The 25,642-nt window shown below is 55.8% G+C and carries 23 protein-coding genes and 4 pseudogenes; 8 read left to right on the top strand and 19 right to left on the bottom strand.

From position 1 onward, the window contains the following. Nucleotides 1–70 precede the first annotated feature (70 nt). Nucleotides 71–898: a Fic family protein gene (locus IQ241_RS14660; RefSeq protein WP_228021734.1), complete on the top strand. Its 828-nt coding sequence runs from the start codon at nucleotides 71–73 to the stop codon at nucleotides 896–898. 49 nt (nucleotides 899–947) lie between these two features. On the opposite strand, the gene katG is transcribed toward IQ241_RS14660, so the two are convergent. From katG to tsaE, 10 genes and pseudogenes are all read right to left on the bottom strand, one after another. Next, nucleotides 948–3,242 carry a catalase/peroxidase HPI gene (katG, locus tag IQ241_RS14655; RefSeq protein WP_193908458.1) on the bottom strand — a complete coding sequence of 765 codons (2,295 nt, stop codon included), beginning with the start codon at nucleotides 3,240–3,242 and terminating at the stop codon, nucleotides 948–950. A gap of 161 nt (nucleotides 3,243–3,403) precedes the next feature. After that, the gene (gene cas6 / locus IQ241_RS14650; RefSeq protein ID WP_193908456.1) at nucleotides 3,404–4,537 is read right to left on the bottom strand and encodes a CRISPR-associated endoribonuclease Cas6; all 1,134 of its coding nucleotides are present in this window, start codon (nucleotides 4,535–4,537) and stop codon (nucleotides 3,404–3,406) included. Nucleotides 4,538–4,569: 32 nt separating this feature from the next. Further along, nucleotides 4,570–5,958 (bottom strand): aminotransferase, encoded by a 1,389-nt coding sequence (locus IQ241_RS14645; RefSeq protein WP_193908454.1) that lies wholly within the window; start codon nucleotides 5,956–5,958, stop codon nucleotides 4,570–4,572. A gap of 446 nt (nucleotides 5,959–6,404) precedes the next feature. Beyond that, nucleotides 6,405–7,136 carry a sulfite exporter TauE/SafE family protein gene (locus IQ241_RS14640; protein WP_193908452.1) on the bottom strand — a complete coding sequence of 244 codons (732 nt, stop codon included), beginning with the start codon at nucleotides 7,134–7,136 and terminating at the stop codon, nucleotides 6,405–6,407. 287 nt (nucleotides 7,137–7,423) lie between these two features. Continuing rightward, nucleotides 7,424–7,555 (bottom strand): hypothetical protein, encoded by a 132-nt coding sequence (locus IQ241_RS25995; RefSeq protein WP_265579897.1) that lies wholly within the window; start codon nucleotides 7,553–7,555, stop codon nucleotides 7,424–7,426. A gap of 13 nt (nucleotides 7,556–7,568) precedes the next feature. Next, on the bottom strand, nucleotides 7,569–8,027 hold the full coding sequence (locus IQ241_RS14635) for an EVE domain-containing protein (RefSeq protein WP_193908447.1): 459 nt from the start codon (nucleotides 8,025–8,027) through the stop codon (nucleotides 7,569–7,571). A gap of 26 nt (nucleotides 8,028–8,053) precedes the next feature. Further along, nucleotides 8,054–8,686: pseudogene (locus IQ241_RS14630) on the bottom strand (ATP-binding protein); the annotation flags it as partial. A 293-nt stretch (nucleotides 8,687–8,979) separates the two neighbouring features. Continuing rightward, entirely contained in the window at nucleotides 8,980–9,894 is a 915-nt protein-coding gene (locus IQ241_RS14625) for a two-component system sensor histidine kinase NtrB (protein ID WP_193908439.1), read from the bottom strand. Nucleotides 9,895–9,923: 29 nt separating this feature from the next. Then, a complete protein-coding gene (locus IQ241_RS14620) occupies nucleotides 9,924–10,208 on the bottom strand; it encodes a DUF1830 domain-containing protein (RefSeq protein ID WP_193908437.1) in 285 nt (94 codons plus the stop codon). 816 nt (nucleotides 10,209–11,024) lie between these two features. Beyond that, a complete protein-coding gene (gene tsaE, locus IQ241_RS14615; RefSeq protein ID WP_193908435.1) occupies nucleotides 11,025–11,513 on the bottom strand; it encodes a tRNA (adenosine(37)-N6)-threonylcarbamoyltransferase complex ATPase subunit type 1 TsaE in 489 nt (162 codons plus the stop codon). 71 nt (nucleotides 11,514–11,584) lie between these two features. Between tsaE and IQ241_RS14610 the strand changes: the two genes are divergently transcribed. Both IQ241_RS14610 and IQ241_RS14605 read left to right on the top strand, forming a co-directional pair. Then, nucleotides 11,585–12,214, top strand: a complete 630-nt coding sequence (locus tag IQ241_RS14610) for a ParA family protein (RefSeq protein ID WP_193908426.1) — start codon at nucleotides 11,585–11,587, stop codon at nucleotides 12,212–12,214. A gap of 187 nt (nucleotides 12,215–12,401) precedes the next feature. Then, the gene (locus tag IQ241_RS14605; protein ID WP_193908424.1) at nucleotides 12,402–14,093 is read left to right on the top strand and encodes a Ppx/GppA phosphatase family protein; all 1,692 of its coding nucleotides are present in this window, start codon (nucleotides 12,402–12,404) and stop codon (nucleotides 14,091–14,093) included. A gap of 325 nt (nucleotides 14,094–14,418) precedes the next feature. On the opposite strand, the gene IQ241_RS14600 is transcribed toward IQ241_RS14605, so the two are convergent. After that, the gene (locus tag IQ241_RS14600; RefSeq protein WP_193908422.1) at nucleotides 14,419–15,330 is read right to left on the bottom strand and encodes a YihY/virulence factor BrkB family protein; all 912 of its coding nucleotides are present in this window, start codon (nucleotides 15,328–15,330) and stop codon (nucleotides 14,419–14,421) included. Between the two features lie 73 nt (nucleotides 15,331–15,403). On the opposite strand from IQ241_RS14600, the pseudogene IQ241_RS26590 reads away from it, so the two are divergent. Together IQ241_RS26590 and IQ241_RS25615 are read left to right on the top strand one after the other, a co-directional pair. Continuing rightward, nucleotides 15,404–15,538 (top strand): annotated as a pseudogene (locus tag IQ241_RS26590) (AraC family ligand binding domain-containing protein); the annotation flags it as partial. Between the two features lie 83 nt (nucleotides 15,539–15,621). Continuing rightward, nucleotides 15,622–15,789: a helix-turn-helix domain-containing protein gene (locus IQ241_RS25615; protein ID WP_390622465.1), complete on the top strand. Its 168-nt coding sequence runs from the start codon at nucleotides 15,622–15,624 to the stop codon at nucleotides 15,787–15,789. A gap of 151 nt (nucleotides 15,790–15,940) precedes the next feature. Here the strand turns inward: IQ241_RS25615 and IQ241_RS14590 are convergent, their stop codons facing one another. After that, entirely contained in the window at nucleotides 15,941–17,335 is a 1,395-nt protein-coding gene (locus IQ241_RS14590; protein ID WP_193908420.1) for an NAD(P)/FAD-dependent oxidoreductase, read from the bottom strand. A 268-nt stretch (nucleotides 17,336–17,603) separates the two neighbouring features. Here IQ241_RS14590 and IQ241_RS14585 point away from each other — a divergent pair, with 268 nt between their 5' ends. Beyond that, nucleotides 17,604–19,409 (top strand): aspartate kinase, encoded by a 1,806-nt coding sequence (locus IQ241_RS14585; RefSeq protein ID WP_193908418.1) that lies wholly within the window; start codon nucleotides 17,604–17,606, stop codon nucleotides 19,407–19,409. A 248-nt stretch (nucleotides 19,410–19,657) separates the two neighbouring features. After that, the gene (locus IQ241_RS14580) at nucleotides 19,658–19,939 is read left to right on the top strand and encodes a YkvA family protein (RefSeq protein ID WP_193908416.1); all 282 of its coding nucleotides are present in this window, start codon (nucleotides 19,658–19,660) and stop codon (nucleotides 19,937–19,939) included. A 204-nt stretch (nucleotides 19,940–20,143) separates the two neighbouring features. Here the strand turns inward: IQ241_RS14580 and IQ241_RS14575 are convergent. Together IQ241_RS14575 and IQ241_RS14570 are read right to left on the bottom strand one after the other, a co-directional pair. Beyond that, nucleotides 20,144–20,464 (bottom strand): annotated as a pseudogene (locus IQ241_RS14575) (Tn3 family transposase); the annotation flags it as partial. Nucleotides 20,465–20,538: 74 nt separating this feature from the next. Continuing rightward, the gene (locus tag IQ241_RS14570) at nucleotides 20,539–20,841 is read right to left on the bottom strand and encodes a hypothetical protein (RefSeq protein WP_193908414.1); all 303 of its coding nucleotides are present in this window, start codon (nucleotides 20,839–20,841) and stop codon (nucleotides 20,539–20,541) included. A gap of 95 nt (nucleotides 20,842–20,936) precedes the next feature. Between IQ241_RS14570 and IQ241_RS14565 the strand changes: the two genes are divergently transcribed. Next, nucleotides 20,937–21,689: a transposase gene (locus IQ241_RS14565; RefSeq protein WP_193908412.1), complete on the top strand. Its 753-nt coding sequence runs from the start codon at nucleotides 20,937–20,939 to the stop codon at nucleotides 21,687–21,689. A 246-nt stretch (nucleotides 21,690–21,935) separates the two neighbouring features. Here the strand turns inward: IQ241_RS14565 and IQ241_RS26585 are convergent. The 5 genes and pseudogenes from IQ241_RS26585 to IQ241_RS14545 all read right to left on the bottom strand — a co-directional run bounded on the left by IQ241_RS26585 (nucleotide 21,936) and on the right by IQ241_RS14545 (nucleotide 25,534). After that, nucleotides 21,936–22,373, bottom strand: a pseudogene (locus IQ241_RS26585) (PIN domain-containing protein). Then, complete coding sequence (locus tag IQ241_RS14560; protein ID WP_193908411.1) at nucleotides 22,370–22,627, bottom strand: hypothetical protein; 258 nt, start codon at nucleotides 22,625–22,627, stop codon at nucleotides 22,370–22,372. The pseudogene IQ241_RS26585 and the gene IQ241_RS14560 overlap by 4 nt, the downstream one beginning before the upstream one ends. Before the next feature lie 137 nt (nucleotides 22,628–22,764). Next, a complete protein-coding gene (locus IQ241_RS14555) occupies nucleotides 22,765–23,547 on the bottom strand; it encodes a DUF1828 domain-containing protein (protein ID WP_193908409.1) in 783 nt (260 codons plus the stop codon). Beyond that, nucleotides 23,547–23,999: a DUF6978 family protein gene (locus IQ241_RS14550; RefSeq protein WP_193908407.1), complete on the bottom strand. Its 453-nt coding sequence runs from the start codon at nucleotides 23,997–23,999 to the stop codon at nucleotides 23,547–23,549. The genes IQ241_RS14555 and IQ241_RS14550 overlap by 1 nt, the downstream gene beginning before the upstream one ends. A 26-nt stretch (nucleotides 24,000–24,025) precedes the next feature. Continuing rightward, on the bottom strand, nucleotides 24,026–25,534 hold the full coding sequence (locus IQ241_RS14545; protein WP_228021733.1) for a phospholipase D-like domain-containing protein: 1,509 nt from the start codon (nucleotides 25,532–25,534) through the stop codon (nucleotides 24,026–24,028). Nucleotides 25,535–25,642 lie beyond the last annotated feature (108 nt).

Here is a 25,642-nt window from a genome sequence, read left to right as displayed (position 1 = left end):
AAAGACGTATCCTGATAGGCGAATAGACTCAATCTTAGCTCAGATGCTATCCGCTAGCTGTGAAATAAACATGCCCACTGACTTAGCACAGATTGATCGGATGAAAGGCTGGCTGGATAGCTTTCGGCCTCTATCCCCTACTGCCCTAACAGAGCTGAAGCAGCGCTATGACGTTCAGTTCACTTACAATTCTAACGCTATCGAAGGCAATACTCTGACTCAGAGCGAAACCGAGCTTGTTCTATCCAAAGGTATTACCATTGGTGGGAAAACGCTAATAGAACACCTAGAGGTTATTGGCCACAAAGAGGCGATTGACTACATCGAAACCTTGGCCCAGAGTGAAACTCAGATTGGTGAATGGGAGATTCGGCAGATCCACAGCCTAGTGATGCGAAGAATCTCGCCGATGGAGGCGGGCCGCTATCGGCAGCTCGACGTGAAAGCGGCTGGAACAGAGCATGTTTACCCACCGCACTATCAGCTGTCGGAGCTGATGGCTGAGTTTACTCAGTGGTTAGCGGCTTCGTCTGAGAACCTGCATCCGATTGAGTATGCGGCAGAGGCTCACTATCGACTTGTCTCAATTCATCCATTTCGCGATGGCAATGGAAGAACGGGAAGATTGCTGATGAATTTGCTGCTGTTGAGAGCGGGTTTTCCCATTGTCGTGATTTCCAACCAGCAGCGTGTCGCTTATATTGAGGCGCTGGTTTACGCACAGCAATCGAACAGCGATCTGTCGCTGCTGCTTGAACTTGTCATTAACGCAGCGCGAGCGTCACTGTTTGAAACGCTATCCGCTATAGTTACGGCTGCTGACAGCCGAGGAAAGGGCCTGCCTTTTTATCGAGAAATTATTGCCTTTTTAGAAGCTGAGGCAGCAATAGAAGAGTAAAGCTTAACGAGCCTAGCTCTCGCCAGGCTCGTCCAACGCGATTTGAAAATCACCCTTGAACGTCGAAGCGATCGAGCATCATTACCTTGTTCCAGGCTGCGACGAAGTCCTTAACCATCCGCTCATGACCGTCATCAGCGCCGTAGACCTCGGCCACCTGACGCAGCTCCGCGTTTGAGCCGAAGATGAGGTCGCAGCGGGTTGCCGTGAACTTTGTTGCGCCGGTTGTGCGATCGCAGATCTCAAACAGCATCTCCCGCTCGTCCACCGGCTTCCACTCGTAGTCCATGCTGGTCAGAACCTGGAAGAAGTCGTTGGTGAGGACGCCGGGCCGATCGGTAAAGATGCCGTGCTGCGAACCATCCCAGTTCTGATCGAGGGCGCGCAGTCCGCCGACCAGAACCGTCCACTCGGGCGCGGTCAGCGTCAGCAGCTGGGCCCGATCAAGGAAGATGCGCTCTGGCTTCACCTTGTAGCCAATCGTCTCGTTGTGATAGTTGCGGAAACCATCCGAGACCGGCTTCAGCCATTCAAAACTTTCAACATCGGTCAGCTCCTGGGTGGTATCCATCCGGCCCGGGGTGAAGGGGACCGTAATGGAAACCCCAGCGTCCTGCGCCGCCTTCTCGACCGCAGCGCAGCCGCCGAGGACGATCAGGTCCGCCATTGAGATCTTTTTGCGACCTGACTGAGCCCCGTTGAACTCCGATTGAATTTGCTCAAGGGTCGATAGAACCTGACTGAGCTGCTGCGGGCGGTTCATCTCCCAGTCCTGCTGGGGATCTAAGCGAACCCGCGCACCGTTCGCGCCGCCGCGCTTGTCGGAGTCGCGGTAGTTCGACGCCGACGCCCAGGCAGCCGACACGAGCGCCGAGACGGAGAGCCCGCTCGCCAAAATCTTGTGCTTAAGCGAGTCAATATCGGCAGCGTCAACGACATCGTGGTCGAGGGCCGGAATTGGATCTTGCCAGGGCAGATCTTCCTCCGCAACTTCTGGGCCGAGATAGCGCGTTTTCGGGCCTAGGTCCCGATGGGTTAGCTTGTACCAGGCGCGCGCGAAGGCATCGCTAAAGGCGTCAAAGTCATCCAAAAAGCGCTGACAGACCTCGCGATAGGCCGGATCGACCTTTAGCGCAATGTCCGAGGTCATCATCATTAAACTGTGATCAACACCCTGACGGTGGGCGTCTGGCGTCTTCGGCGCATTAGGATTACTCGGCTTCCACTGAATCGCACCGGCAGGGCTACTGGTCTGCTCCCACTCGTACTTAAACAGATTTTCTAGGTAGCTGTTGTCCCACTGGGTTGGGTTTGGCGTCCAGGAGCCTTCGATCCCGTTTGTCATTGTATACTCGGCAAATCCGGTCCCTTCGGGATTCTGCCACCCCAGGCCCATCGCCTGAATCGGCGCACCTTCCGGCGCTGGGCCGATCTTGTCCGACGAGACCATGCCGTGACTTTTGCCGAAGGCATGACCGCCCGCAATCAGTGCCACCGTTTCCTCATCATTCATCGCCATCCGCGCGAAGGATTCGCGGATGTCACGGGCCGAGCCGACCGGGTCGCCTTCGCCATTCGGCCCCTCTGGATTGACGTAAATTAGCGCCTGATGCGTTGCCCCCAGCGGGTTTTCGAGGTCGTAGTATTCCTCGTCCGGCTGGCCGACCCAGCGAATATCGCGGGTCACCATCTCATCGGGATGGCCGGCGTGCTGAGCGCCATTTTCGCCGAACGCTTGACCGTTCCAGAACTCAGGCCCCCAGTAGGTAGCGCGGTCCGCCTCCCAAGCATCGATGCGACCGCCGCCGAAGCCAAACGTCTTAAAACCCATAATCTCCAGGGCGCAGTTGCCCACCAGGATCATCAGATCGGCCCAGCTCAGAGCCGCGCCGTATTTCTTCTTGATCGGCCAGAGCAGTCGCCGCGACTTATCCGTATTGCCGTTATCCCACCAGGAGTTGATCGGGGCAAAGCGCTGCATACCCCGACTCGCGCCGCCGCGACCGTCGGCAATCCGGTAGGTGCCGGCGGAATGCCACGCCATACGAATCATCTGCGGCCCATAGTTGTCATAGTCGGCTGGCCACCAGTCCTTTGAATCTGTCAGCAGCGCTTTGATATCGCGCTTCAGCTGCTCGTAGTCGATCTGCTCAAAGGCTGCTTTGTAATCGACATCCTGTAGCGGGTTGGCCAGGGGCGGATTTTGGTGAAGCAGCTCGACCTGTAGCCGGTTTGGCCACCAATCATCGGTTTGCGGTTTGGAGCCGAGGGCACCACCCACGCGGGTTCCCCGGAAGGGGCATTGTCCAGAAGCGGGCGGGCTGGAAAGAGGGTTGCTGACCATAAGTCTGATCCTTTCTAATCGGTTTCGTGATTAAGCTGCGATGAGCACTGTAAATAGCGGCGCTAGCACATCGGCTTGGGACGGCATCTGCTGATCAAAGGCTTAGGCAAAAAATATGATCGCAGGGCTCTGGGCTAGGACGATCGTAGCAAAGTTGATGGTTAAGGACTATGGCTTTCCTGGGCTGCTCGCCGGGCTAGCTTAGAGTAGGTCTTGGCCGTCTCGTAGGGCAGCTGCATCTCGTCGGAAATATCCTGGAGCGAGTCGCCCTGCTCCCGCCGGGCCAAAATTGTCGCCCATTTCTCAGCCGTATCCTTGGCCCGGCTGCCGCCCTGGCGTTTTCGCTGGGCCGCAAACAGCTTGGTGAGCTCGTCAATCCGCTCTGCTAGCACCTGCTGCATCGAGGGAACCTCTGGCGCAGCCCGATCCGACTGCCAGCCCGGTTGCGTTTCACCCAGGCCAAAGGGGGTTTTATGGCCCGTGCCGCAGTAGGGGGCGAGCTGGGTCAGCGCATAGAACAGGGCTTGAAACTCCGGCTGGTCAGCCGCGCGGCGGTCGAGCCCGTAGGTGACGGCTCCGACAAAGCCCGTCACCGAGCCCCGCTTACCCGCCGCTACCTTCACCGATTCCAGCTGGTGGCGCTGAATCATCACGTAGTCATCCACCCAGGCCAGAAACGCATCCGGGTCGGCGGGCTTGCTGGCAAAGTGGTTCCAGCGCCTGAGGTAGCTGTGAAACACATTCCTAGGCCAGGGCAGCGGCAGATGGTGGCCCTTGCGCCGAAAGCTGGTGGGGCTGGTGAAGCTGAGGCTAACGCTGCCGGAGGCTTGCTTGCCCTGACGCAGCAGTTTGGTATAGGTCATCGGCGGCTGCGCCAGCCGCACCGAATCAATTTGCAACGGGGCGTTTTTCAGACTAATTTCATCCGGCAGCTGTCGCAGCCAGCGGGCCAGCCCCTCGACCGTCGGCTTGGAAAAACCGCTGACGCCCCATCGATAGGGCTGACCGGCCAGCAGCTGAAGGGTCTGGCTGTGGCTGACAAACTGACCGCTCAGGCCCGATAGGCTAAAGGACTTCTCAGACTCGCCGTCGTGCAGGTAGGCCGAAAGCTCCGGGTCGAGCTGGCGGATCTGGTCGAGAAACCAGGCGTGCAGGCCGATCGTATATTGCGGATAGAGGGCGCAGTCGGTGGGAGAGCGGATGGTAAATTCCATGCCAACCAGCTCCGTTGACTTGGGCCAGAACGACCGGGCGGAGAGGTCTATGGCCTGGTTTGATTTTCGCGATCGCGCCATCGCTGTCTTTGGAGGCAGTTGGTGGGTCTATTTTATCCCCTAGCGTGGAGGGTAGATATTGCCTTGTGCAGGGTATCGGCCAGGTGGTCGGCCTGTTCTCGGGTGACGACTAGCGGCGGGCAGAGGATGAGGACGTTGGTGAAGCCGGGGATGGTGTTGGTGTTGCGACCAATGATCACCTGATGGTCCATGCACTGCTTGAGGACGGCCTTCATGCCAGCGTCTTCTAAGGGAGTCTTGCTCTCTTTGTCTTTCACCAGTTCGATGCCCAGCAGTAATCCCTTGCCGCGGACGTCGCCGACGTTGGGATGGTCGAGCAGCTCTTGCAGCCGTCCCAGCAGATAGTCACCCATTTCGGCGGCGCGTTCCGGCAGGCCTTCGCGCTCCAGGATTTCGATATTGCGCAGGCCGACGGCGGTGCAGACGGGGGTGCCGCCGTAGGTGCTGATGTGGCGGAAGTGGCTGTCGCTGCCCGGTTCGCCCATAAAGGCTTCAAAGACAGGCTGCTTGACGACCGTGGCGGATAGGGGCATGTAGCCGCTGGTCAGCCCCTTGGCAAAGCAGATCATGTCGGGCTGTACGCCCCAGTGCTGATGGCCGAACATGCGGCCCGTGCGGCCAAAGCCGTTGACCACTTCGTCGTAGATTAGGAGGATGCCGGTGCGATCGCAGATCTCCCGCACCCCGCGCAGGTAGCCCTCTGGCGGCACAATCACGCCGCCGCCCGAGATAATCGGCTCGACAATCACCGCCGCCACCGATTCCGCCCCTTCGTACAGGATGGTCTGCTCTAGCTCCCGCAGACAGGCGGCGTTGTAGACCGCCTCTGACCGGCCCTCGCCAAACCGGTAGGCGTAGGGCGGGCTGACGTGGAGGAAGCCCGGCACCAGCGGCTCATACTTCAGCTTGCGCTCGGCCTGGGCGGTGGCGCTGAGGGCGCCCATGGTGTGGCCGTGGTAGCCCCGGTAGCGAGAAATGACCTTATAGCGGGGACCAGACCCCGCCGCAGCGGTTTGAGCATGGTACTGGCGAGCGATTTTGAAGGCGGTCTCGTTGGCTTCGGAACCGCTGGTAGAAAAGAAGACTTTGCCCTCGTAGCCCAGCAGCGCCAGCAGCTTGTGGGCCAGCCGAATGCCCGGCTCATGACTCATGGTGAGGGGAGAGTAGGCCAGCTCCACCATCTGCTCATAGGCGACATCCGCTAGCTCCTGACGGCCATAGCCCACGTTGACGCACCACAGGCCAGAAACGCCGTCTAGGTACTCGACGCCCTCGGCGTCGGTGACGTGGCAGCCAACCCCGCGCTTCATGCATTTAGGCGGCTTCTCAGAAAATGGCCGGTGCTGCACCATGGCATGCCACAGCGACTCGGTATCCATTTTTCCTAAGTCGGTTCTGTTCGGATTCAGACTTGCAACCATTGAAAATGACCTCTGATAGAAAACAAAAACTCTCGATAAATAGTCTACATAATTATCTCAAGAAAGCGCGTATTTTAACTATATAACCAATCACAAATGCCGGTTGTGTATATCAAGATACGATTGTCTTTTTGCTTATGAAAGTAAGGTTTAAGTCAGCCTTTATAAAGCAACAAAGAATAAATTTAAAGCAAGATTATTGGGGGCTGCTGTGTATACACAAGTCTGAGAATTAGGCCACTTCTCGAAGCCCACTCTGCGAGAAGAGCAAAGCTCTACGGGAGAAGGATTTAGGATGTAGACGCCAAAGTGGCTTCTCGCAGAGTAGGCGAATCCAAGGAATATCAATACTTTCGGTCATTGTCTTTCAGTTGTGTATACACGGCAGCCCCGGGGAGAGGGACTTTGAGCCTTATTCAGCTTTCTGGCCATTTCTGGCTCCTCTTCTATTGAGTTTTAACCCCCACTATAATTAAGTGAATTCCAATCACAATCAATCCCCCCAGAACGAGCCTTCGAAATAGCAAAGGGTTGAAAAATTTGGACAGCGCAACGCCAGCCGTCAGTCCTAGCAATAGGCTGGGAATGGTGAGCAAATATTGATTAAATATCTGCTCAGACAGCCGATGCTGGAGCCCATGACCGAGAATCACAATAACGGCATTCACCCAAAAAAAGCTGGTGAGATTGCCTTTGAATGTTTCCTGGTTCCAGCCCTGACTGTCGCCGTACAGCACCACCGGCGGCCCCGGCAAATTGTAGCTGCCGATGAGGATGCCAGCCAGAAAGCCGGTGCCATAGGTCCATGTCCTACCCTTTAGCGCTGGTATGACTGGACCGATCAGGCTATAGAGGGCATAGGCCACAATCAGCAGTCCCAGCGCCGTCAGCATCTCCGCTGCCGGGATATATCGCAGCGCCAAAAAGCCTAAGGGGATGCCCAGCACCGACCCCACCAATAGCTGCCTAACCACGGCCCAGTCACAGGCGCGGCGGTAGTAGAGGCCGAGCAGGGTATTGTTCGTCAGCATCGTCAGCGCTACTAGGGGAGTGGCGACCTCAATGCCAATCAGCCCTGACAGCACCGGCATGGCTACCAGAGCGAAGCCAAATCCGGCGGTTCCCTGAACAAAAGCGGCCAAAAGGGCGGTGAGCAGGATAATTTGCTCGGTCGTCATGCCGGGCTCCGGTGGATTAGCATCCCTGAAGACGGGTCGGTAGACATCAGATAGATTTCGCTGAGGTTGACATGGGCTGTTCGGTTCGCTGGAGATCGTCGGCCATCGATTGCAGCTTTGCCTTGCGCCGGGCCGCGAGGATTAATCTCGCGCCAGCCCCGGTGATCAGGGCGGTTTGTTGGGTTAAAGGATTTGACGTCAGCATTGTTGTGGGTAGTAAAGTTCTCTCAAATAGAACAGCTTAATCGACGGCTGTCTGCTTTTTGACAACATTACTCCAGATAGCTCTACAGCGCGGTTCGGAACGGCAGCAGATTTTTATAGACCTGCATCTCCGGCATCAGGGCCTGCACCGCCTGGGCCAGCGGCTTCAGGCCCATGGCTGGATGCCTCGTGGTTTCCATAAAGGGAAGGGCCATCCGTTTGGCCAAGTCAGGCCGACTGCGCGATCGCAATAATCCGCTCCGCCACCCCCGTCTCCACCGGCATCACCGACAGCCGATTCCCCCGCTTTACCACCTGGAGCTCCTCCGGGTCAAAATTTTCCTTCAGCAGGTCCAGGGGAATGTAGGTTTCAAAGGTTTCGACATAGGCGACCTTGACCGTGTGCCAGCGGGGCTCCGCTGGCGTCGATTTGGGATCGTAGTAGGGGCTGTCTTCGTTGAACTGGGTCGGGTCAACCACCTGCGCTTCGGCAATTTTCATCAGCCCGGCAATCCCCGGCGGCTTGGTATTGGAATGGTAGAAAAAGGCCAGGTCGTCTACCGCCATCGACTTGAGAAAGTTGCGGGCCTGATAGTTGCGGACGCCGTCCCAGATTTCGGTGCGATCGCGCTCCAAATCGGCAATCCCATAGACGCTGGGCTCAGACTTCATCAGCCAGTACTGCATAGTAATCATCCACGACGATAGACTAATTATCCTCGAATCACCGTAACACTGCGACCCGCTGGCGTCACGGCCTGCGCTGTCGTTGTCCGCGCTGCAATCGGCGGCAGCCCTGAGCGCTGGTCGAAAATGATCAGCCATCCTGACGCGAGTCCCAATCCGGTCAGGTAGCGGTCGAGCTGCTCCAGACCCGCTTGGAGCGGGTCTGGTCGGCCCTCCCGCCAGACCTTTAACGCCATGCCCAAGGTAACCTTGCTATAGCGCAGGCATAAATCCATCCGATCCGAGCCAATCGCATATTCTCGCTCTAGCGTGCCACTGCCGTTCACCACCCGATGCAAAAACGCCATCAGCACCAGATGGGGCGCAATCTCGTGGTAGGGCGCACTTTTTAGCAGAGGCTGGCCGTGCTGACGCCAAAACTTTAGAAACGCCTGTAGAAGTTTGTCCGGATCTAGGCTGCCCTGGTCAGTCAGCCAGCTCGGCGCGATCTGGGGTAGAGCGGCTTGGGGCGTCTGACTCAAGACCCGAGGCAGGACTTCTTGATAGATCGGATTTGCGATCGCCAACCCGCCTTCTGGTCGCAGCCGGCATAGGCCCAGATCGATCAAAAACTGAACATCGTCGTTGGGAATATCTCCTAATTCCTGTCCAGACAGCATCGCAGTGGTTTTGCCCGTTTGCCGTGGGGCATGGATGACAAAATATCCCTGCTGCGCAATCAGCCGGTCGAGCTGGGGCAGCCGGGCCAGCGGCGGCAGCATATGGTGAATATCCGCTTTGCAGGGGCCAGCGGTGTTAAACCATTTGGGCATAGAGCCAGGGGCCAGCCTTGCATCTGTATTGAGATATTGAGACTTACGCATTGACAGAATAGCAAAAATGTGGGCGATCAAGGCGATGGCTTCTCTCAGCCCGGTCGAGGCCTCTGCCAGCTGTGCCTCTACCTGGGCTTCTAGCTGGGGGCGGCAACTGGCTCCGTCGGCATCAGTGCTGGTAAGAAAACCCCAAACTGCGTACCGGCCTCTTCAGCACTAAACACATCGATAAATCCACCATGACTTTCAACAATGTCCATCGCCTTGGATAGCCCCAGCCCGGTTCCTTGATCAGGGGCTTTGGTGGTGAAGAAAGGCTCGAAAATTTTATCCAATGTCCTGGACGGAATACCAGAACCCGTATCTGAAACGGTTATGACCAGATATCGACCCGATGAAGCGTCCCCGAGATGATTGGGGACATTGACCCTGAGATTCTCAGCCGACAGTCTCAGAATGCCGCCCTCTGGCATTGCATCACGGGCATTCAAGCAGAGATTTAGCAGCACCTGGTAGAGCTGGGTTTGATCGCCCTCAATCGGCCATAAATCGAGGGAGAAGCAGGTTTGAATCTCAATCGAGGCGGGAAAGGTCGCCTGCATCAGCTGCTGGACTTCTGATAGTAGCTGCTTTATGCCTAGAAGCGTGCGGTTTCCTTCGCCTCCTTGTAAGAAAGAAACGATTTGCTGAACTAAGTCATCGGCGCGATTGGCACTACTTTCTAGAAGCTGAAGCATTTCATGCGTATCATCGTCGATGGCCGTCAACTGGAGCCGCAGAAGCTTAGCTACGCCCGAAATGGGCGCGAGTGTATTAATCAGGTTACAGGCGATGCTACCCGCTAGGCTGCCAATCGTTTCTAAGCGCTGGCAGCGGAGCAGCTGCGTTTCTAAGCGTTTACGATCGCTGATATCGAGCCCTTCTAAAGCGACCAGTACGATCCGTCCGGTATCATCTTCGACGGGCCGCAGCGTCAGGTCGAGGATAGCTCTGCGTTCGCGATCGCGAATTCCGAGCTGTATGCTGGCTTTCGTAACAATGCGATGGGTCATAGGTTTCTTATTGTTCAGATAGATTTTCATCAGCTTGCCACGCCTGAGCCTTGACTGATTCTCAGCTGCTGACAGGGAATCAGATCTATCAAAGTTTTCTCACCCTGGCGACCCACATGGACTTCTAAGCTGGCTGCTTCAGAAGCTTCAAAGAAAATTTTCTGAAGCGGAAATTCGACTTTTTCCCAATAAAAACCAGCGTTTAGAGTAACTCGAATAATCTGAGTCCGACCAGTCGTATTGACATAAAAACAAAGAATTCTTTCCGAGTCGAAAAATCCAGCTCTTTCAATAGCCCGATTGAGCTGTACCACGGCATTAACCTCAAATTTAACCAGGTTTTACCCTAACTTTAAAGCAGAAATTTGGAGAGGAACCCTATTGCAAGACAGCCCTCTTACAGACAGCGCGAACTGGCGAATTAGCTTTAGCCAAACGGCAAAGCAGGCTGTTTGATACCGCTCCCTCTACAGCCGTTCTCTAGCATCTAACCTCTACCATCTAAGATTAAATTGCTATCGGCTGCCGCTGAAACTTTTCTGGAACATACCTAAATTATGTCGTAGCTTTTTAAAAAGGTCAGTACCATTGTGAACATATAGCCTGATTTAATCAATTAAGTACCTAAGCATTGAAATTTACATAGAAGGAATTGTCATTCCGAGCATAGCGTAGACGCTTGCGGCTTCCCGCAGGGTGGAATCTCTTAACCACTGACGCTTCTGGGATAGATGCCTCGACAGGTTGCTCTTTCAGAGCGGCTACGCCGGCTCATGCCCCTTGGGCTATACGGCATGACATCAGGCTCTCCTTTGTAAAAAATGTGCAATTAGTTTTGTTCAACTACTTAGCCTCGGTGAGAGCCGATCAGACGGATATAGCCATTTTCATAATTACAAAGAACAGCGCGCGCTGCAACACTGATTTGACAAGGTTGTGTCTAACCTTATGCTTGTGAAACTGGCTATATCTCGATAGCTAGTAATGCAATCTTCAGTACATTGATCAGAAGATTATTATATAGAACCTTTTGGGCCTCGTCAGTTCGATCTCGCACATACCCTTTGCGGTATTGCCCATCTCCCTTTAGCATCCTTACGGTTCTGACAAAGGCTATAGAAGAAGACACGTTAACAAATCGGTTTGGTCAGTACGGTAAGGTTCAGGGCTGAAGCCAGACCTTCTGGAATCATGAATTTGGCCTGCCGTCCCCCCGTCGCGCTATAGCTCAGTGAGAGCCGCAGGGGATCAGGCGGCAGATAGCTCAGACGCTCAGGCCACTCAATGGCGACGATGCCTAGCTCCACTTCCACGCCTTCCCAGTAGGTTTCCAGATACAGCTGGTCGGCAGCGGCGGGCGTCAGCCGGTAGAGGTCAACGTGATACAGCGGCAGCTGACCGTCCAGGTATTCATTGATCAGGGTGAAGGTGGGGCTGTCGATCGTATCGGTAATTCCCAATCCCGCCCCCAGTCCCTTGACCAAGGAAGTTTTGCCGCTGCCCAGGTCTCCCTCCAGCAGCAGGACCGTTCCCCGCACCAGCTGCTGCGCCAGCTGCCAGCCCAGCCGGTGCGTACTGGCGACATCGGGGAGGTCAAAAACGGCTGACCGTTGCATCATAGTGACCAAGTCAGTTACTCTTCCCCCCAACTGTAGCGCTAATTATCAGCGCCTCCGCCTACGCTAGGACCATGATCATCACCGTTGCGAGCTTTAAGGGCGGCGTCGGCAAAACGACCACCGCCATTCATCTGGCCGCCTTTTTACAGGGGTATGCCGCAACGCTGCTGATCGATGCCGACCCCAACCGGTCTGCCCTGGGCTGGGCCAGCCGGGGCGAGCTGCCGTTTGCCGTCGTCGATGAATGGCAGGCTGAGCAGACCCCCTATCCCTACGACCACATTGTGATCGATACCCCAGCCCGGCCGGTGCCCGATGACCTGGCCAGCCTGACCCAAACCTGCGACCTGCTGGTGCTGCCCACCACCCCCGATGTCCTCGCCCTAGATGCGCTGGTACTCACCGTTGAATACCTCAAAGCCCTTCGTGCAAACCACTACCGAATTTTGCTCACTGCTATTCCGCCGGCGCCGAGTAAAGCCGGACAGGAGGTGAGAGCAGTCCTCCAGGAAGGCAACCTGCCGCTATTAGAAGCGGGTATCCGACGGTTTTCAGCCTTTCAAAAAGCGGCTTTGCAGGGCCTGCCGGTCTATGCCGTCAAAGATCCCCGAGCCGAAGCGGGCTGGGCTGACTATGAGGCCGCTGGGGCAGAAATTCTCACCCTGATGGAAAAGTGGTCGGCGAGTGATTGGATGGGATAATGGGGTGTCAAAAATTGGAGAAAGCGTATTTTTTCACCCAAGCGAATATTTGGAACCGGGATGGTAATCTAAAGCATAAAGCGGCCTTGAAGTACTGATAAAGGTACCCTGACCCATTCTTTTAACCGGATAGCCCCTCTGTAGGATAAGGATACGCTCCATTCACTTACTGTAATGACCTGCTGCAATGGTTGAAACCACGGCCCCAGCGTCCCAGCTGAAGTCTACCCGTTTACTTGCTTCATCAACTGCCCCATCCCTGGCGTCCACTTCTCAGGGCCGCCTGGCCAATCAGGAAACCTACACCTTAGCCGCCATCGACGTCGGCACCAACTCCATTCACATGGTGGTGGTTAAAATTCAGCCTGCCCTGCCGACCTTCACCATTGTCGAAAAGGCAAAAGATACTGTTCGGCTAGGCGACTTTCACGAAAAGACCGGCAACCTCACCCGCAACGCCATACAGCGCGCGATCGCGGCCCTGAAGCGGTTCCTCAAAATAGCCGAAAGCTGCCAGGCCGACGACGTGGTCGCGGTAGCTACCAGCGCCGTTCGAGAGGCGAAGAACGGTCAGGCTTTTCTAGAGCAGGTGAAGAAAGAGGTGGGGCTGAGCATCAACCTGATTTCGGGTACCGAAGAGGCGCGGCGAATTTACCTGGGGGTGCTCTCTGGCGTCGAGCTGCACAGTCAGCCCCACGTGATTGTCGATATCGGCGGCGGGTCGACCGAGCTGATTCTGGGCACGGGCGGGCCGCATCGATTTCTCAGCAGCAGCAAAGTGGGTGCGGTGCGGCTGACGGCGCAGCTGGTGAGCAGCGACCCGCTCAAAGACTCAGAGTATAACTACCTGCGGGCCTACGTCCACGGCATGCTAGAGCCCACCATCGATGAGCTAAAGGGACAGCTGGAGCCGGGCGAGACGCTCCAGCTGATCGGCACCTCTGGCACCATCGAGAGTCTGGGTATGCTGATTGCGGTCGAGCAGCTCGGCTACGAGCCTGACCCGCTCAACGGCTACTGCTTTACCGCAAAGGACCTGAACCGCTGGGTCGATCGGCTGCGCCAGATAGACTATAAAGAAAGGCTGGCGCTGGCAGATATGTCTCCCCGACGGGCCGAAATCATCGTCGCCGGGGCGGTCATTTTGCAGGTGGCAATGCAGCTGCTGGGGGTCGAAAGCGTCACCATCTGCGAGCGTGCCCTGCGCGAAGGAGTGGTCGTAGACTGGATGCTGACCCATGGGCTAATCGAAGACCGAATGCAGTTTCAGCAGTCGGTGCGCGATCGCAGCGTATTCAAGACCGCCCATAAGTACCAGGTCGATCTGCCCCACGCCGAGCAGATTGCTAAATTTGCCGTGCAGCTATTCGACCAAACCCAGGGCATCCTGCACGACTGGGGCGACCTTCAGCGAGAGCACCTCTGGGCCGCCGCCATCCTCCACAACAGCGGCCACTTTGTTAGCCACTCCTCCCACCACAAGCATTCCTACTACCTGATCCGCCACGGCGAGCTGCTCGGCTTTACCGAAACCGAGGTGGAAATTATCGCCAACCTGGCCCGCTACCACCGCCGCAGCCAGCCCAAGAAAAAGCACGAGAGCTACAGCAATCTGCTGACCAAGCAGGACCGCAAGCTGGTGGACCAGCTCAGCGCGATTCTGCGGCTGGCCGTCGCCATGGACCGTCGGCGGATTGGCGCGATCGCGACTTTCCAATCCAGCTATGACAAAAAGTCAAAGCGGTTCACCATCACTCTCACGCCCACTAATGCCAACGACAACTGCGACCTGGAGCTGTGGAACCTGGACTATAAAAAAGCCTGCTTCGAAGAAATTTTTGACGTTACCCTAGAAGGACAGCTAGCCGCTGCCAGCTGAATCAGAGTAGCCCCAGGAAAAGCGTGAGCAGAGGTGAACATACAGCTCATCGAATCCTTAGTTCAAATCATTCAGTCCCTCAGTATTGAAGAGCAGTAGCTACTTGATCGGCGACTCAATCGTAAACGGCACTGGAAAGCGATCAAACTCGGGCTGTAATCTCTACAATCTGAGATTTATAAAAAGCGCAGTCAGTCAATACCAGATTTAGATATTAAAAAGGCGTTGTTGCAAGTTCAGTATTTTCTACAGGTCGCTTGGGACAGCTTTTCTCTATGTCTATAGGCTTCAGTAAATTCACCTCAGCCATTTGCTAGACATACTTTTATTCTTGGTCTTGAGATACTTCTGTTTCAGGCAAGGTAGAGACGGCATGGCTATCGGGCAAAATCTGAGAGCCATAGCGGCGCGCGTACACCTGAGTGAGTTCCGCCCCGAAGAAGAGAATCTGAGCCGAATAGTAAACCCAGGCCAAGATCAGAATAAACGAGCCCGCGGCGCCGTAGGCCGAGCCAAAACCGCTATTGCCAAGGTAAGCCCCAAGCGCAAATTTGCCGATCGTAAACAGCACAGACGTCACCAGCGACCCGATCCAAACATCGCTCCAGGCAATTTTGACATCGGGCACATACTTGAACAACAGGGCAAAGAGTAGGGTCAAAATGCCGAGGGACACGACCGTATTCAGTAACTGCCAGAGGACATCGAAGCCTGGTAAAGCGCTGCTGAGGTACCCCGACAGGGCCGAAATAGCGGTGCTGACCACTAGGGAAACAATGAGCAAGAAGCCGATTGTCAGCAGCATGGCAAAGGAGAGAATACGCTTGCGGATGAAGCCCTTAGCCGCATTTTGAGGCTGGGCTTCGACATTCCAAATGGTGTTCAGCGCGTCCTGAAGCTGGACAAAAACGCCGGTGGCGCCAAATAGCAAAATCACAATGCTAATCAGCGAAGCAATCAGACTGGTATTTTCACCGGGCCGGTTGGCATTGTCCAAGACCGTACCAACCGCTTCTGCGCCTTGAGAACCGATTAGGCTTTGGATTTGCTGAGTAATCTGCTCGCGGGCGGCGGCCTGGTCAAAGAAGAAGCTCGCGATCGCGATCACAATCACCAGCAGCGGAGCCAGTGAAAATACGGTGTAGTAAGCCAGCGCCGCCGCCAGCCGGGACGACTTATCCCGTCCCCATTCCTGCAACGCCTCCCGCAAAAGCCGCCCCAACCGTTTCAAGCTCACCTGCCGTGCTCCTCTTCATAACTGATACGCTTTACTCTACTACTATGCTCCTCAATCGGCCTGGGTCTGGCCAATCCCTGCTGCAAACTCCCGCCACACTCACGATAGCTATGTCATTGCCCTGATCGAATCTGGCATTGAGGCGTTTCACTATCGCGGTGCTCTGCACCAGGCCGTCGCTGGCAGCCTGGCCCTAATTCATCCTGGCGAAGTCCATACCGGCCAAGCGGGCGGGCCAGAGGGCTGGACCTATCGCACCCTGTATCCTGCGGTCCGCCCCACGCTTACCTGGTGCAGCTGTGGGTCACCGGGGCTAAAGCGCTTTTGGCCAGCGGCATGCCCATCGCTGCCGCCGCGCTCGAAACTGGCTTCAGCGACCAGAGCCGCCTGAACCGCCATTTCAAACGGCTGACGGGCATCACTCCTGGCCAGTATGCGTCTGGCTGCCTTGAGGCATAATAGCAATAGATTTGCGTAAACTTGACTCCCATGGCTCAGTCACCGGCCAAAATGACCGTAGAGGAGTATCTCTATCTCGCCTTTGACGATGGCACCGATACGAGCCGCGATCGCCACCTATTAGCCTATCCGATATCAACCCTCCAGTAGCTTATGCTTCAACCATTTCCGGATTGTTCACCGGTTCGGCCTCAGCCATCTCATTCATCACCTGCTGAGAGAGCGCTGGGATAGAGTCATTCCCGGTGATCAGGCGAGCGCCGCGCTGGCTGGTGAAATAGTGCCAGGCCCACTGCATCATCACTAGCAGCTTGTTGTCAAATTCAATCAGATAGTAGATGTGGACGAAGACCCAGATTAGCCAAGCTGGGAAGCCCGAGAATTTGGCAAAGTTGAGGTTGGCGACGGCTTCGTTGCGGCCGATCACGGCCATGCTGCCGCTGTCCTTGTAGCGAAAAGCCGTCGTGGGTTTACCGGCAACCCGACCTTTAATCGACGTGGCTAGGTAGCTGCCCTGCTGCATCGCCGTCGCCGCCGTCCCCGGCAGCGGCTTGTCACCCTGGTGGGCATAGTGGGCCAGGTCGCCCGCGATGAAAATATTGTCATAGCCCGGCACGCTAAGGTCAGGTTCGACAATCACCCGGCCGGTCCGGTCGAGCTCAGCCCCGGTTTTTTCAGCAATCGCCTGACCCATGGGAGAGGCCTTAATGCCAGCCGCCCAGAGAACGGTGTAAGCCTGCGTTTGCTCAACGCGATCGCCACTTTTCAACGTCACCACGTCGCCGTCGATTTCGGTCACCAGCGTCTTTGTCCGCACCTCGACGCCCAGCTTGCGCAGCGACTTCTCCGCTGCGACAGACAGCTCAGGGGGGTAGGGCGGCAGGACGCGGTCCATCCCCTCTAGTAGGACAATCTTGGTTTCGGTTGGATTGATCGTGCGGAAGTCTTCCCGCAGGGTTTCGTAGGCCAGCTCCGCGATCGCGCCGGCCAGCTCCACGCCAGTGGGGCCACCGCCGACGACGAAAAAGGTGAGCAGCGCCTTCCGCCGCTCGGGATTCATTTCCTTTTCTGCCGATTCAAAGGCGAGCAGAATCCGCCGCCGCACCTCCAGCGCGTCTTCAATCGTCTTCATCCCCGGTGCAATCTTTGCCCACTCATCCCGGCCAAAGTAATGGTGGCTGGAGCCCGTAGCGACGATTAGCGTATCGTAGGGAATCGTCTCGCCATTTTTAATCGCAATCTGCTGCCGTCGCGGATTGATATCGACGACTTCGCCCATCAGCACCCGGACGTTTTTCTGCTTGCTCAAAATTGCCCGCAGCGGTGAAGAAATGTCCCCCGCCGATAGCCCACCCGTGGCAACCTGGTAAAGCAGCGGCTGAAACAGGTGAAAGTTGCGCTTGTCCACTAGCGTTACCTTGATGCGGGCGTCGCCCAGCGCCTTGGCAGCATAGAGTCCGCCAAAGCCACCGCCAACGATGACGACATGGTGCGGCGACTGCTGGGTGGCGGGGGTTGAAACGGGCGGGCTGAGGACTGCCGTCATGGGAATGCAACCAATTGTTAAATTTCTATGGATAATTTTACAGTTCGATGCGCGGCTAGCCCCAGTACAATCGCTACACTTCACAGCTTTTTTTTAATAATTCTCTATATTTTGAGGGGTTGCCCTGGCCAGAGCGTCACGGCTAAACTCGGCGAATGGCGCTCAGCGCCTGCTAATCGGCGTTTACAAAACTCCAAAGTTAGATAAAGCTGGGCTATTTTTTTGATAAGTTATTTAGACTGAATGCGACCTGAGTTTTGATGGGGACATGGCGTTAATCGTCCAGAAATACGGGGGGACTTCCGTCGGCAGCGTGGAGCGGATTCAGGCGGTGGCTGAGCGGGTGCAGCGCACGGTTGAGGCGGGCAACTCAGTGGTCGTGGTCGTTTCGGCCATGGGCAAAAGCACCGACGTGCTAGTGCAGCTGGCCAACGAAATTTCCAGCCGCCCCAGCCGTCGCGAGATGGATATGCTGCTCTCGACTGGCGAGCAGGTCTCGATTTCGCTGCTCAGCATGGCGCTCCAGGAGCGGGGTCAGGCGGCGATTTCCCTCACCGGAATGCAGGTGGGCATCGTCACTGAGGCCGAACACAGCCGTGCCCGCATCCTCAGCATCAGCACCGATCGGCTGCAGCGCCACCTCAACGAGGGCAAGGTGATCGTCGTTGCGGGCTTCCAGGGTATCAGCCAGACTAACGACTTAGAAATTACTACCCTGGGCCGGGGCGGCTCGGATACTTCTGCGGTGGCCCTGGCGGCGGCGCTCCAGGCCGACTGCTGTGAAATCTATACCGACGTGCCCGGCATTCTCACCGCCGATCCCCGCCTGGTGCCGACGGCTCAGCTGCTGCGCGAGATTACCTGCGATGAGATGCTGGAGCTGGCCAGCCTGGGGGCGAGCGTCCTGCATCCCCGGGCAGTGGAGATTGCTCGCAACTATGGTGTTACCCTAGCCGTCCGCTCCAGCTGGAGTGACGACCCCGGTACGGTCGTGGTTTCGCCGGTGCCCCAGCCCCGACCGCTAGACGGTTTGGAGATTGCCCATCCGGTAGACGCGGTCGAGTTCGATACCGACCAGGCTAAAGTAGCCCTGCTGCGGGTGCCCGACCGGCCCGGCGTAGCGGCGCAGCTGTTCGGCGAGATTGCCAGCCAGGAGCTGAACGTAGACCTGATTATTCAGTCCATCCATGAGGGCAACTCCAACGACATTGCTTTCACAGTAGACAGCACTTCGCTCACTCGGGCCGAGTCTGTCGCCGATGCGATCGCGCCCGCCCTCAGACTCGACCCCACTGCCGCCGACCAGGCCGAGGTAATGATCGCTCGCCGCATCGCTAAGGTCAGCATCGCCGGAGCGGGGATGATTGGCCGCCCCGGCGTGGCCGCCCAGATGTTCTCCAGCCTGGCCGCCGCCGGCATTAATATTCAGATGATCGCCACTTCCGAGGTGAAGGTGAGCTGCACGATCGATGCCGAGGACTGCGATCGCGCCATTGCCACCCTCTGCCAGGCGTTTGACGTCACCAGCTCTCCGGCCCGGCTGGGGGAAGGCGTTCCCGCTCAGACCCCAGCGGTCCGCGGTGCGGCGCTGGACCTGAATCAGGCCCGCTTGGCCATTCGCCAGGTGCCCGATCGGCCCGGTATGGCGGCTCGAATTTTCCAGATTCTGGCCGACCGGGGCATCAGCGTAGACATGATTATTCAGTCCCAGCGCTGCCGCCTGCATCGGGGTTTGACCACCCGGGATATAGCCTTCACCGTCAGCCAGGCCGAGGCCGAGCTGGCCCGCGAGATTCTGCGCTCGGCGGCGGCGGAGCTGGGCTGCGGTGAGGTAATGGTAGATACCGCGATCGCGAAAGTCAGCATTGTCGGCGTCGGCATGATCTACCGCCCCGGCGTCGCGGCAGATATGTTCAAAGCCCTCGCCGCCGAGCAGATTAACATCCAGATGATCGCCACTTCAGAGATTAAAATCAGCTGCGTTGTGGATCAAGACCAGGGCGTAAATGCCCTAAAAGCGGTGCATGCGGCCTTTGACCTGGCAGGGCGCAAGGCGATAGAAGTACCTGCTTAATTTGCATGACGCCGATGCATTCTGACTGGATTCCTTTTTTAGCTGGCGTGGGGCTGCTGGTGGGCTATCTGATTTTCTCAGCGCTGACTGAGATGGGGACGCGCTGGCCCTGGCGAAAGTAATCCCGAAAGATTCCAAAAGGGGTACCGCAGAGGGGAAACGTCTTGACCGCAGGGGGATATCACCACTGGGAAAGCTTCGCTAAGCTTGCGAACATTAGCAATAACGTCTACTAAGCTCAATTCGCTATGAAAAACCCTGCCAAAGCTTTCTACGACTGGTACCGGAATGCCTTGCGCAATCCTAAATATCGCTGGCTAATCATTCTCGGATCGCTAGCCTATCTGGTTAGCCCGATCGACATTGCGCCCGATTTCATTCCCATCATTGGCTGGATTGACGATGGCGTGCTCGCAACGCTTCTGCTTACGGAAGTGTCCTCGCTGGTGCGAGACTACTTGAACAGCCGCAAGCCGACTACAGCGACCGCTGATGCTGAACTGGAAGACGGCCCGGTCATAGACGTGTAGGCAAACTAAGCGATCGCGATGCAATGAACGATGCTCATCGCAGTCTCCAGTGTCTCGCGAGACATCTGCTGGGTCAGCTTCATCTAGCCGATCTAGGGGTAATTGAAGCGAAGCTGTCACCAGGGGCAATAAGGACCGGGATAGGTGCCAGCACCCGAAAAAATGTCCTCAATTTATAAGTTTAGGTTATTGCTTCTCCCTTCATCAGGGAGCTACTGCCTCAATCTCCAGTCTGGTACTCATGTCGAGGCTGAAACGCCCATAGGGATTGACGTGGGCGTAGATTAACGGCGTCAGCGCCCGCAGCTCGTCTTGACCCATGCGCTCCAGCCACACCTGCTCGGCTAACACCTGCTGGATCATCAAGGTGTTGACGTAGACCAAACTGATCTGGAGCAGATCTAAGCAGAGCATCGACAGTTCCTGCATAGCCATCCGGTTGGTGGCAAACTCACCGCTCTTGCCATAGAAGATGAAGCTGTTGGCGCTGTTCCAGTTCTCAACCACGTTGAGCCCTTCCTGAATCGCTGTTGTTCGAAGTCTTTGGGGACGTCATGAGCCGGGTTACGGTAGCGCTTGGCACCGGGAACCCAGACTTCCTAGCAACGTAGCTTCTCTCGCAGAGTCCGCAGTACGCCAATCTCGTAGACTACTCGGTCCACCGAGATTACGCCGTCAGCATTCTCTGATTGCGCGGCGGTTTGCCAATCGTTGCGGATCACGCCTTCAACCGGCACCTCGACGCCAGTAGGGTAAGTGGAACCGGGGTGATCCGCATATTTCTTCAATAGCTCGATGGCTGAGAGCAACGGTGCTAGATGAGGGCTGTCACAGCGGAAGTCTAAGATCTTCAGCAGACGAGGCAGCATCTGTCGGTAGTGATGCACGTAAGCCGAGCGCATCCTCGCTTGCAGCCGCGCTCGAAAAGACTGGCCACCTGCTTCGAGCGTTTCTACCAGGTTTTCGAGCGAATCGAGAATAGCGCGCCTATCAGCTGATGGGGAATGGCCGTGATGGGCTATTTGACTTGATGGATGCGGTCCTGACGAGCCGTAGCATCACCAGCTTTGCGGAGCTATCGCTATCGCCAGTGTTTCGGCGAGCCTGGTCGAGCCTGTACAAAAGCCTGGCGCGCAGCCAGCCGCCGAGTCGCAAGCTGATGGGGCTCTACGCGGAGCAACTGCCCACCGCCAGCGCAGGGCAACTGGTGCTAGCGGGCGACCACACCGCCTGGCCACGACTGTGGTCGCCAACGCTGCAAGAGCGAACCTATGAACACCAGCCCCCCGCCTATGCCGAAGCAGCCCCGGTGACGATTGGGCAAGGCTACAGCACGCTAGTGTGTGTGCCGGAACCTCAAGGGAGCTGGGCGCTGCCCCTATTGCACGAGCGCATCACCAGTTTTGAGACCCCCTTAGAGAAAGCAGCAGCACAGCTCAAAACGGTCTGTGAAGGGATTGAGCATCGGCCTTTGTCACTCTGGGATTCAGAATATGGCTGCGGGCGCTTCGTCCAACTGAGCGCTGAGATTGCCTGTGACAAGCTGATGCGGCTGCGCCCAAACCGCGTTGTCTACGGGCCACCGCCGCCTTACCCAGGGCACGGGCGGCCCGCCAAACATGGCGACAAATTTGCCCTCAAAGCAGCAGACACCTGGTGGCCCGCTGAGGCCCAATGCACCGTTGACAGTGAAGCGCTTGGAACTTTGCGACTGCGGCAGTGGTCGGGCGTACACTCGGCTTACTCATGATGCTTTAAGCGAATAGCGACAACAATAATCTTGATCGGTAGTAAGGGCTATTCCAAATCAGCCGTTATAGACCTCTTCTAAGTAGCCTTTCTCTCACTGGCTAAGCTAATAACGAAGCTCAAAACGGTCATCATCAAAGGGCATGGCGATAAGACGCAAACTTCTTCTGCTGATTAAGCTTGCTTTGAAGCAACGGCGTCAGGCTAGTATAGGCATCGCGCACGAGAATGGCTGTCCACTCATGGCTCAAATCCCACTTTCGTCAACAGCTACAAACCAGTTCTCTACCGTCAGACCTTCAAAATTCTGGAAATCGAACACATTATTCGTCACCAAGGTCAGCCCATTACAAAAAGCAATGCTCGCAATCTGCCCGTCAGCAAATGCTGGCGTTCGACCAATCTTGGCTAGTCTTGCCCTTTCCTGGGTGTGCCACCGCGCCGCCTATAGGTCATAGTCAAACACAGGCAAACCCAGCACCGAAACCTGAATATACTGCCATAGCGTGTCCCTACGCCTGGACTGTGGTAAGCGCCAGCAGCCGTAAAGTATTTCATGAACCACAACGCTTGCAACCCCTACCTCTGAACGATAGAGATTGAGCTGATTTAGAACATTGCTGTTGGGCTGAGGCCGACTCGGTTCTGAGAGAACATTAGCGTCGAGCAAAAACCTGATTGTCACAGCTCAATTTCTCTGCCGGGACTGCGATCTCTCAAATCAGCAAAATCCTCATCGGTAAAAACGATTCCCTCCTTCTCAATCGCTTCTCTAAAGCTCAAAATTCCTTGCCAAAAGGTCTCACCCTCATTTTTTGCGGCTTCTCCCTGTTCTTCTCTAGATATTCGCGATAACTTCAGGCGCAGCACATTCATTAAAGATGCCTGCTCCTCTGCAGACAGCTCATCAAGGGATTTAATAATTTCCTGTAACGTCATTGTAAAATCTCCTTGCCAACATCAAAAATAGTATTCATCTGTCTTAATTTCCACAATCAATCTTCTTAAACTGCATCAATATAAACAGCAACGCCCCATGCCATGTCATCACATTCCTAATCACGATCATCACATTCCTAATCACGATCAGCCGAAACTACCATCTCCACAAACCGATTCGGCTCCGACCAATAAGCGATATCTGACAACTCCTCTAACTGGCGAATTGTCTCAGTCCTCCATACATCTAGCGTGTCATCAAATAAAGAAATAAACCGCAGAGGCTGTGCCCCAACTTTAAATTGTGACAAATCATACCAGGCCGCCAAAACGCTATTGGCCTTTGTATTTGCCGCCGCCCGGCTTCCCGTACTCAGCACCTGTACCAGAGAGCTATGCTGAGGATGCCAAGTGTGAAAATCAATTCGCCAAGAACGTCCGGATCGTCCTCCAAGCTTTTCATTTGCCTCAAAACGTATTTTTCGTTCTCGAAGTAATTCCGCAATCTCATCTTGAAGGGAAGATGCCACACGGGTCCTTGATAAGAACCAAAGATTACTCACCGCAATCGCGGCCTGAGCCAGGCGCATCGTAGCCCCCGCTAGAGTCTCCTCAGCCCCAACTCGCACGATCAGCGCTCCCCGATATTGCTCGACATCATGAGTAAGCAAAATATCTTGGATCGCTTGTTCCTGCTTTTTCGATAAAATCTCGCTGGTCGTTTGGGACAGTAGCCAACGCATCGTTTCCCCAAAATCCGTCATGATCTGCCGACCCTGAGAAACCTCAAAGAACAGATCAATTACATCCCCATCTGGATAAAGATAGGGAGTACGAACCCGCGTAAGCCCGTTGACCTCTGTGCAAGTAAATAGATTGCCTAAGGTTTCGGCGATGGTTTGACAAGGCATATACGTCATCAGAATAGCCCTAGCTGCAACGGAGGCGGAGGTCGCATAATCCCATTATGGCGAATGAGAGCCTCTTCACAAAACTGCTGCCAAACCCCAACCGGATCATCCTCAGCAGCAGTAATATCCTGTGGCAGGTAAGCCTGCTTATCTCGATAGCTCTCACTCCAGCGATGCTTATGCTTTTCTCCTACAAGCTGACCATCAGGGTTCTTGTGATCCTTTCCCATATCTAAACCATAAATTCTACCATAGGGCGGACAGATGATGTGGTAGCTCAAAGCATGAAGTATAGGGTTATAAGTTCCGCGCAATGATAGCTGATAGGCTGCTGATGCAGAAATAATTTCGGCCTTAAATTTGAGTAATCGTTCGTGCTGAGGATGTTTCTGCCAGACAATATTTGTCTGAATGATTTTTGACGTATCCTGCAAAATTGCATCAAATTCGGCTTGGCTCAAAATCATAACTCAAACCCCCACCTCACTTACAACCCACAGGCTTGCTTTTGCCGATCGATTTTACTTTGAAGCAGCGGTGTCAGGCCGGTGTAGGCATCGCGGTTGAGCCGTTCAAATTCACGCTTGAAGTGGGCGGCGACGGTAGGGTTTTGGATCACCAGCAGGTTTTCGTCGTTTTGGGTATTGGCGGCTTTGCTCCAGTTTTGCGAACCGATAATCACGGTGGCATCGTCGATGACGGCGAATTTGTGGTGCAGTTTATCCCCCTTGGGTAGTTTGGGAGAGCCGACAGTGGTGATCGGCGCTAACCAGGGATGGTTGTTGGCCTCAATGCGGCAGCGGTGGTCGGGGAGAGTAACGCCCAGCAGGTCGAGGGCTTCACTGTAGCTGCGATAGACAAAGCCGGGGTCGATCAGGGCGCGGAGGGCGACACCGGTTTTGACTTCGGCTTCCAACTGGTTGGCGATGCCCTGGTCTGAGAATACGAAAAGGGCCAGATCGATGCTGCGGCTGGCGCGGCTGAGGGTGCTGGCAATCAGGCCGTTGACGCTCTGCTGCCAGGGCTGGGTCGGCGAGAGGGGAGAAAACATGACGGTGAGCGAGCTGCCGGGAATCAGAAAGGTCTCCGAGCCGCGATGGCGCTTTTGCAGGCCAAACTGACTGTCCTTCTGCCCGTCAGGACCATCGCCCCACATCAGGTTGAATTCCGTCTGGTAGCGGTTAGCCAGGTCAGGGCTTTCCAGGGTCAGCAGCGCGTTAGCATTGCCCCGGCTTTCCGGGTCGAGGGTGTCGCCGTGGATGTCTGAAATCGTCCAGTTGGCTGAGCCCATGATCACGCGCCGCTGGTCAATCACCATAAACTTATGGTGCATCAGGCCGCTGCCCTTGGAGCCGTCGGCGGTGTCGTCGATTAGGGAAATCTGCGCCCTTTGCAGCATCAGCAGGGCGTCCCCCTGCTCAATTTCTGACGTGCTCAGACGCCCGTTATGGTTAGTGTCGGCCAGGGCGACCAGGTCTTCGTATTTACTGCGATCGCGCCCCTCCGGCAAAGCCCGCCCATCCTTCAGACTCCAGGGCGTACTGTACTGATTTTCGACGATCACCCGCACCGCGACGCCCTTCTGCGCCTGGACCACTAGCGCTTGGGCCACCCGGGGCAGGTTGATTTCATGAACGGCAATGTCGATGGACTGGTGGGCCTGCGCGATCGCGTCAATAATCACCTGCTCCAGATCATCCCCGTAGCGCTTCAGGTGACGGTAGGGCTCTTCGTAGAGATTGGCTTCAGAATGGTTGAAAAACACCTGCACGTGGCGATCCTGCGGCAGCGCTGGCACTGTCGGCTCAGCAATCGATGAATGCAGCCGCCAAACGCTGCTAAGCGATAGAAGTAAAAAACCGACGATGAAGCAAAGGCTCCATCGCCACCGCCGCGATCGCTTTTTCACAATCTGAAGAGGGGCTGATAGTAGGGCGACGAACAGCTGAGACGCCAAAGCGCCATCGGCTTTAACTACCCAATAGTTAACCCACAAGTCGCCCTAGACTAACAGACAAAATCAGTCCAAAGTAGATATGTCAAGATGTCTTCTGATGCTCAGAATGCGCTTGCTGTCGGGCGGATAATCACTTCATTGTGCGGT

It is taken from the genome of Vasconcelosia minhoensis LEGE 07310 (genome assembly GCF_015207255.1).
Taxonomy (GTDB): Bacteria; Cyanobacteriota; Cyanobacteriia; order Phormidesmidales; family Phormidesmidaceae; genus Vasconcelosia; species Vasconcelosia minhoensis.
The sequence above is the reverse complement of the archived record's forward strand: the minus strand, read 5'-3'. Positions and strand labels throughout refer to the sequence as shown.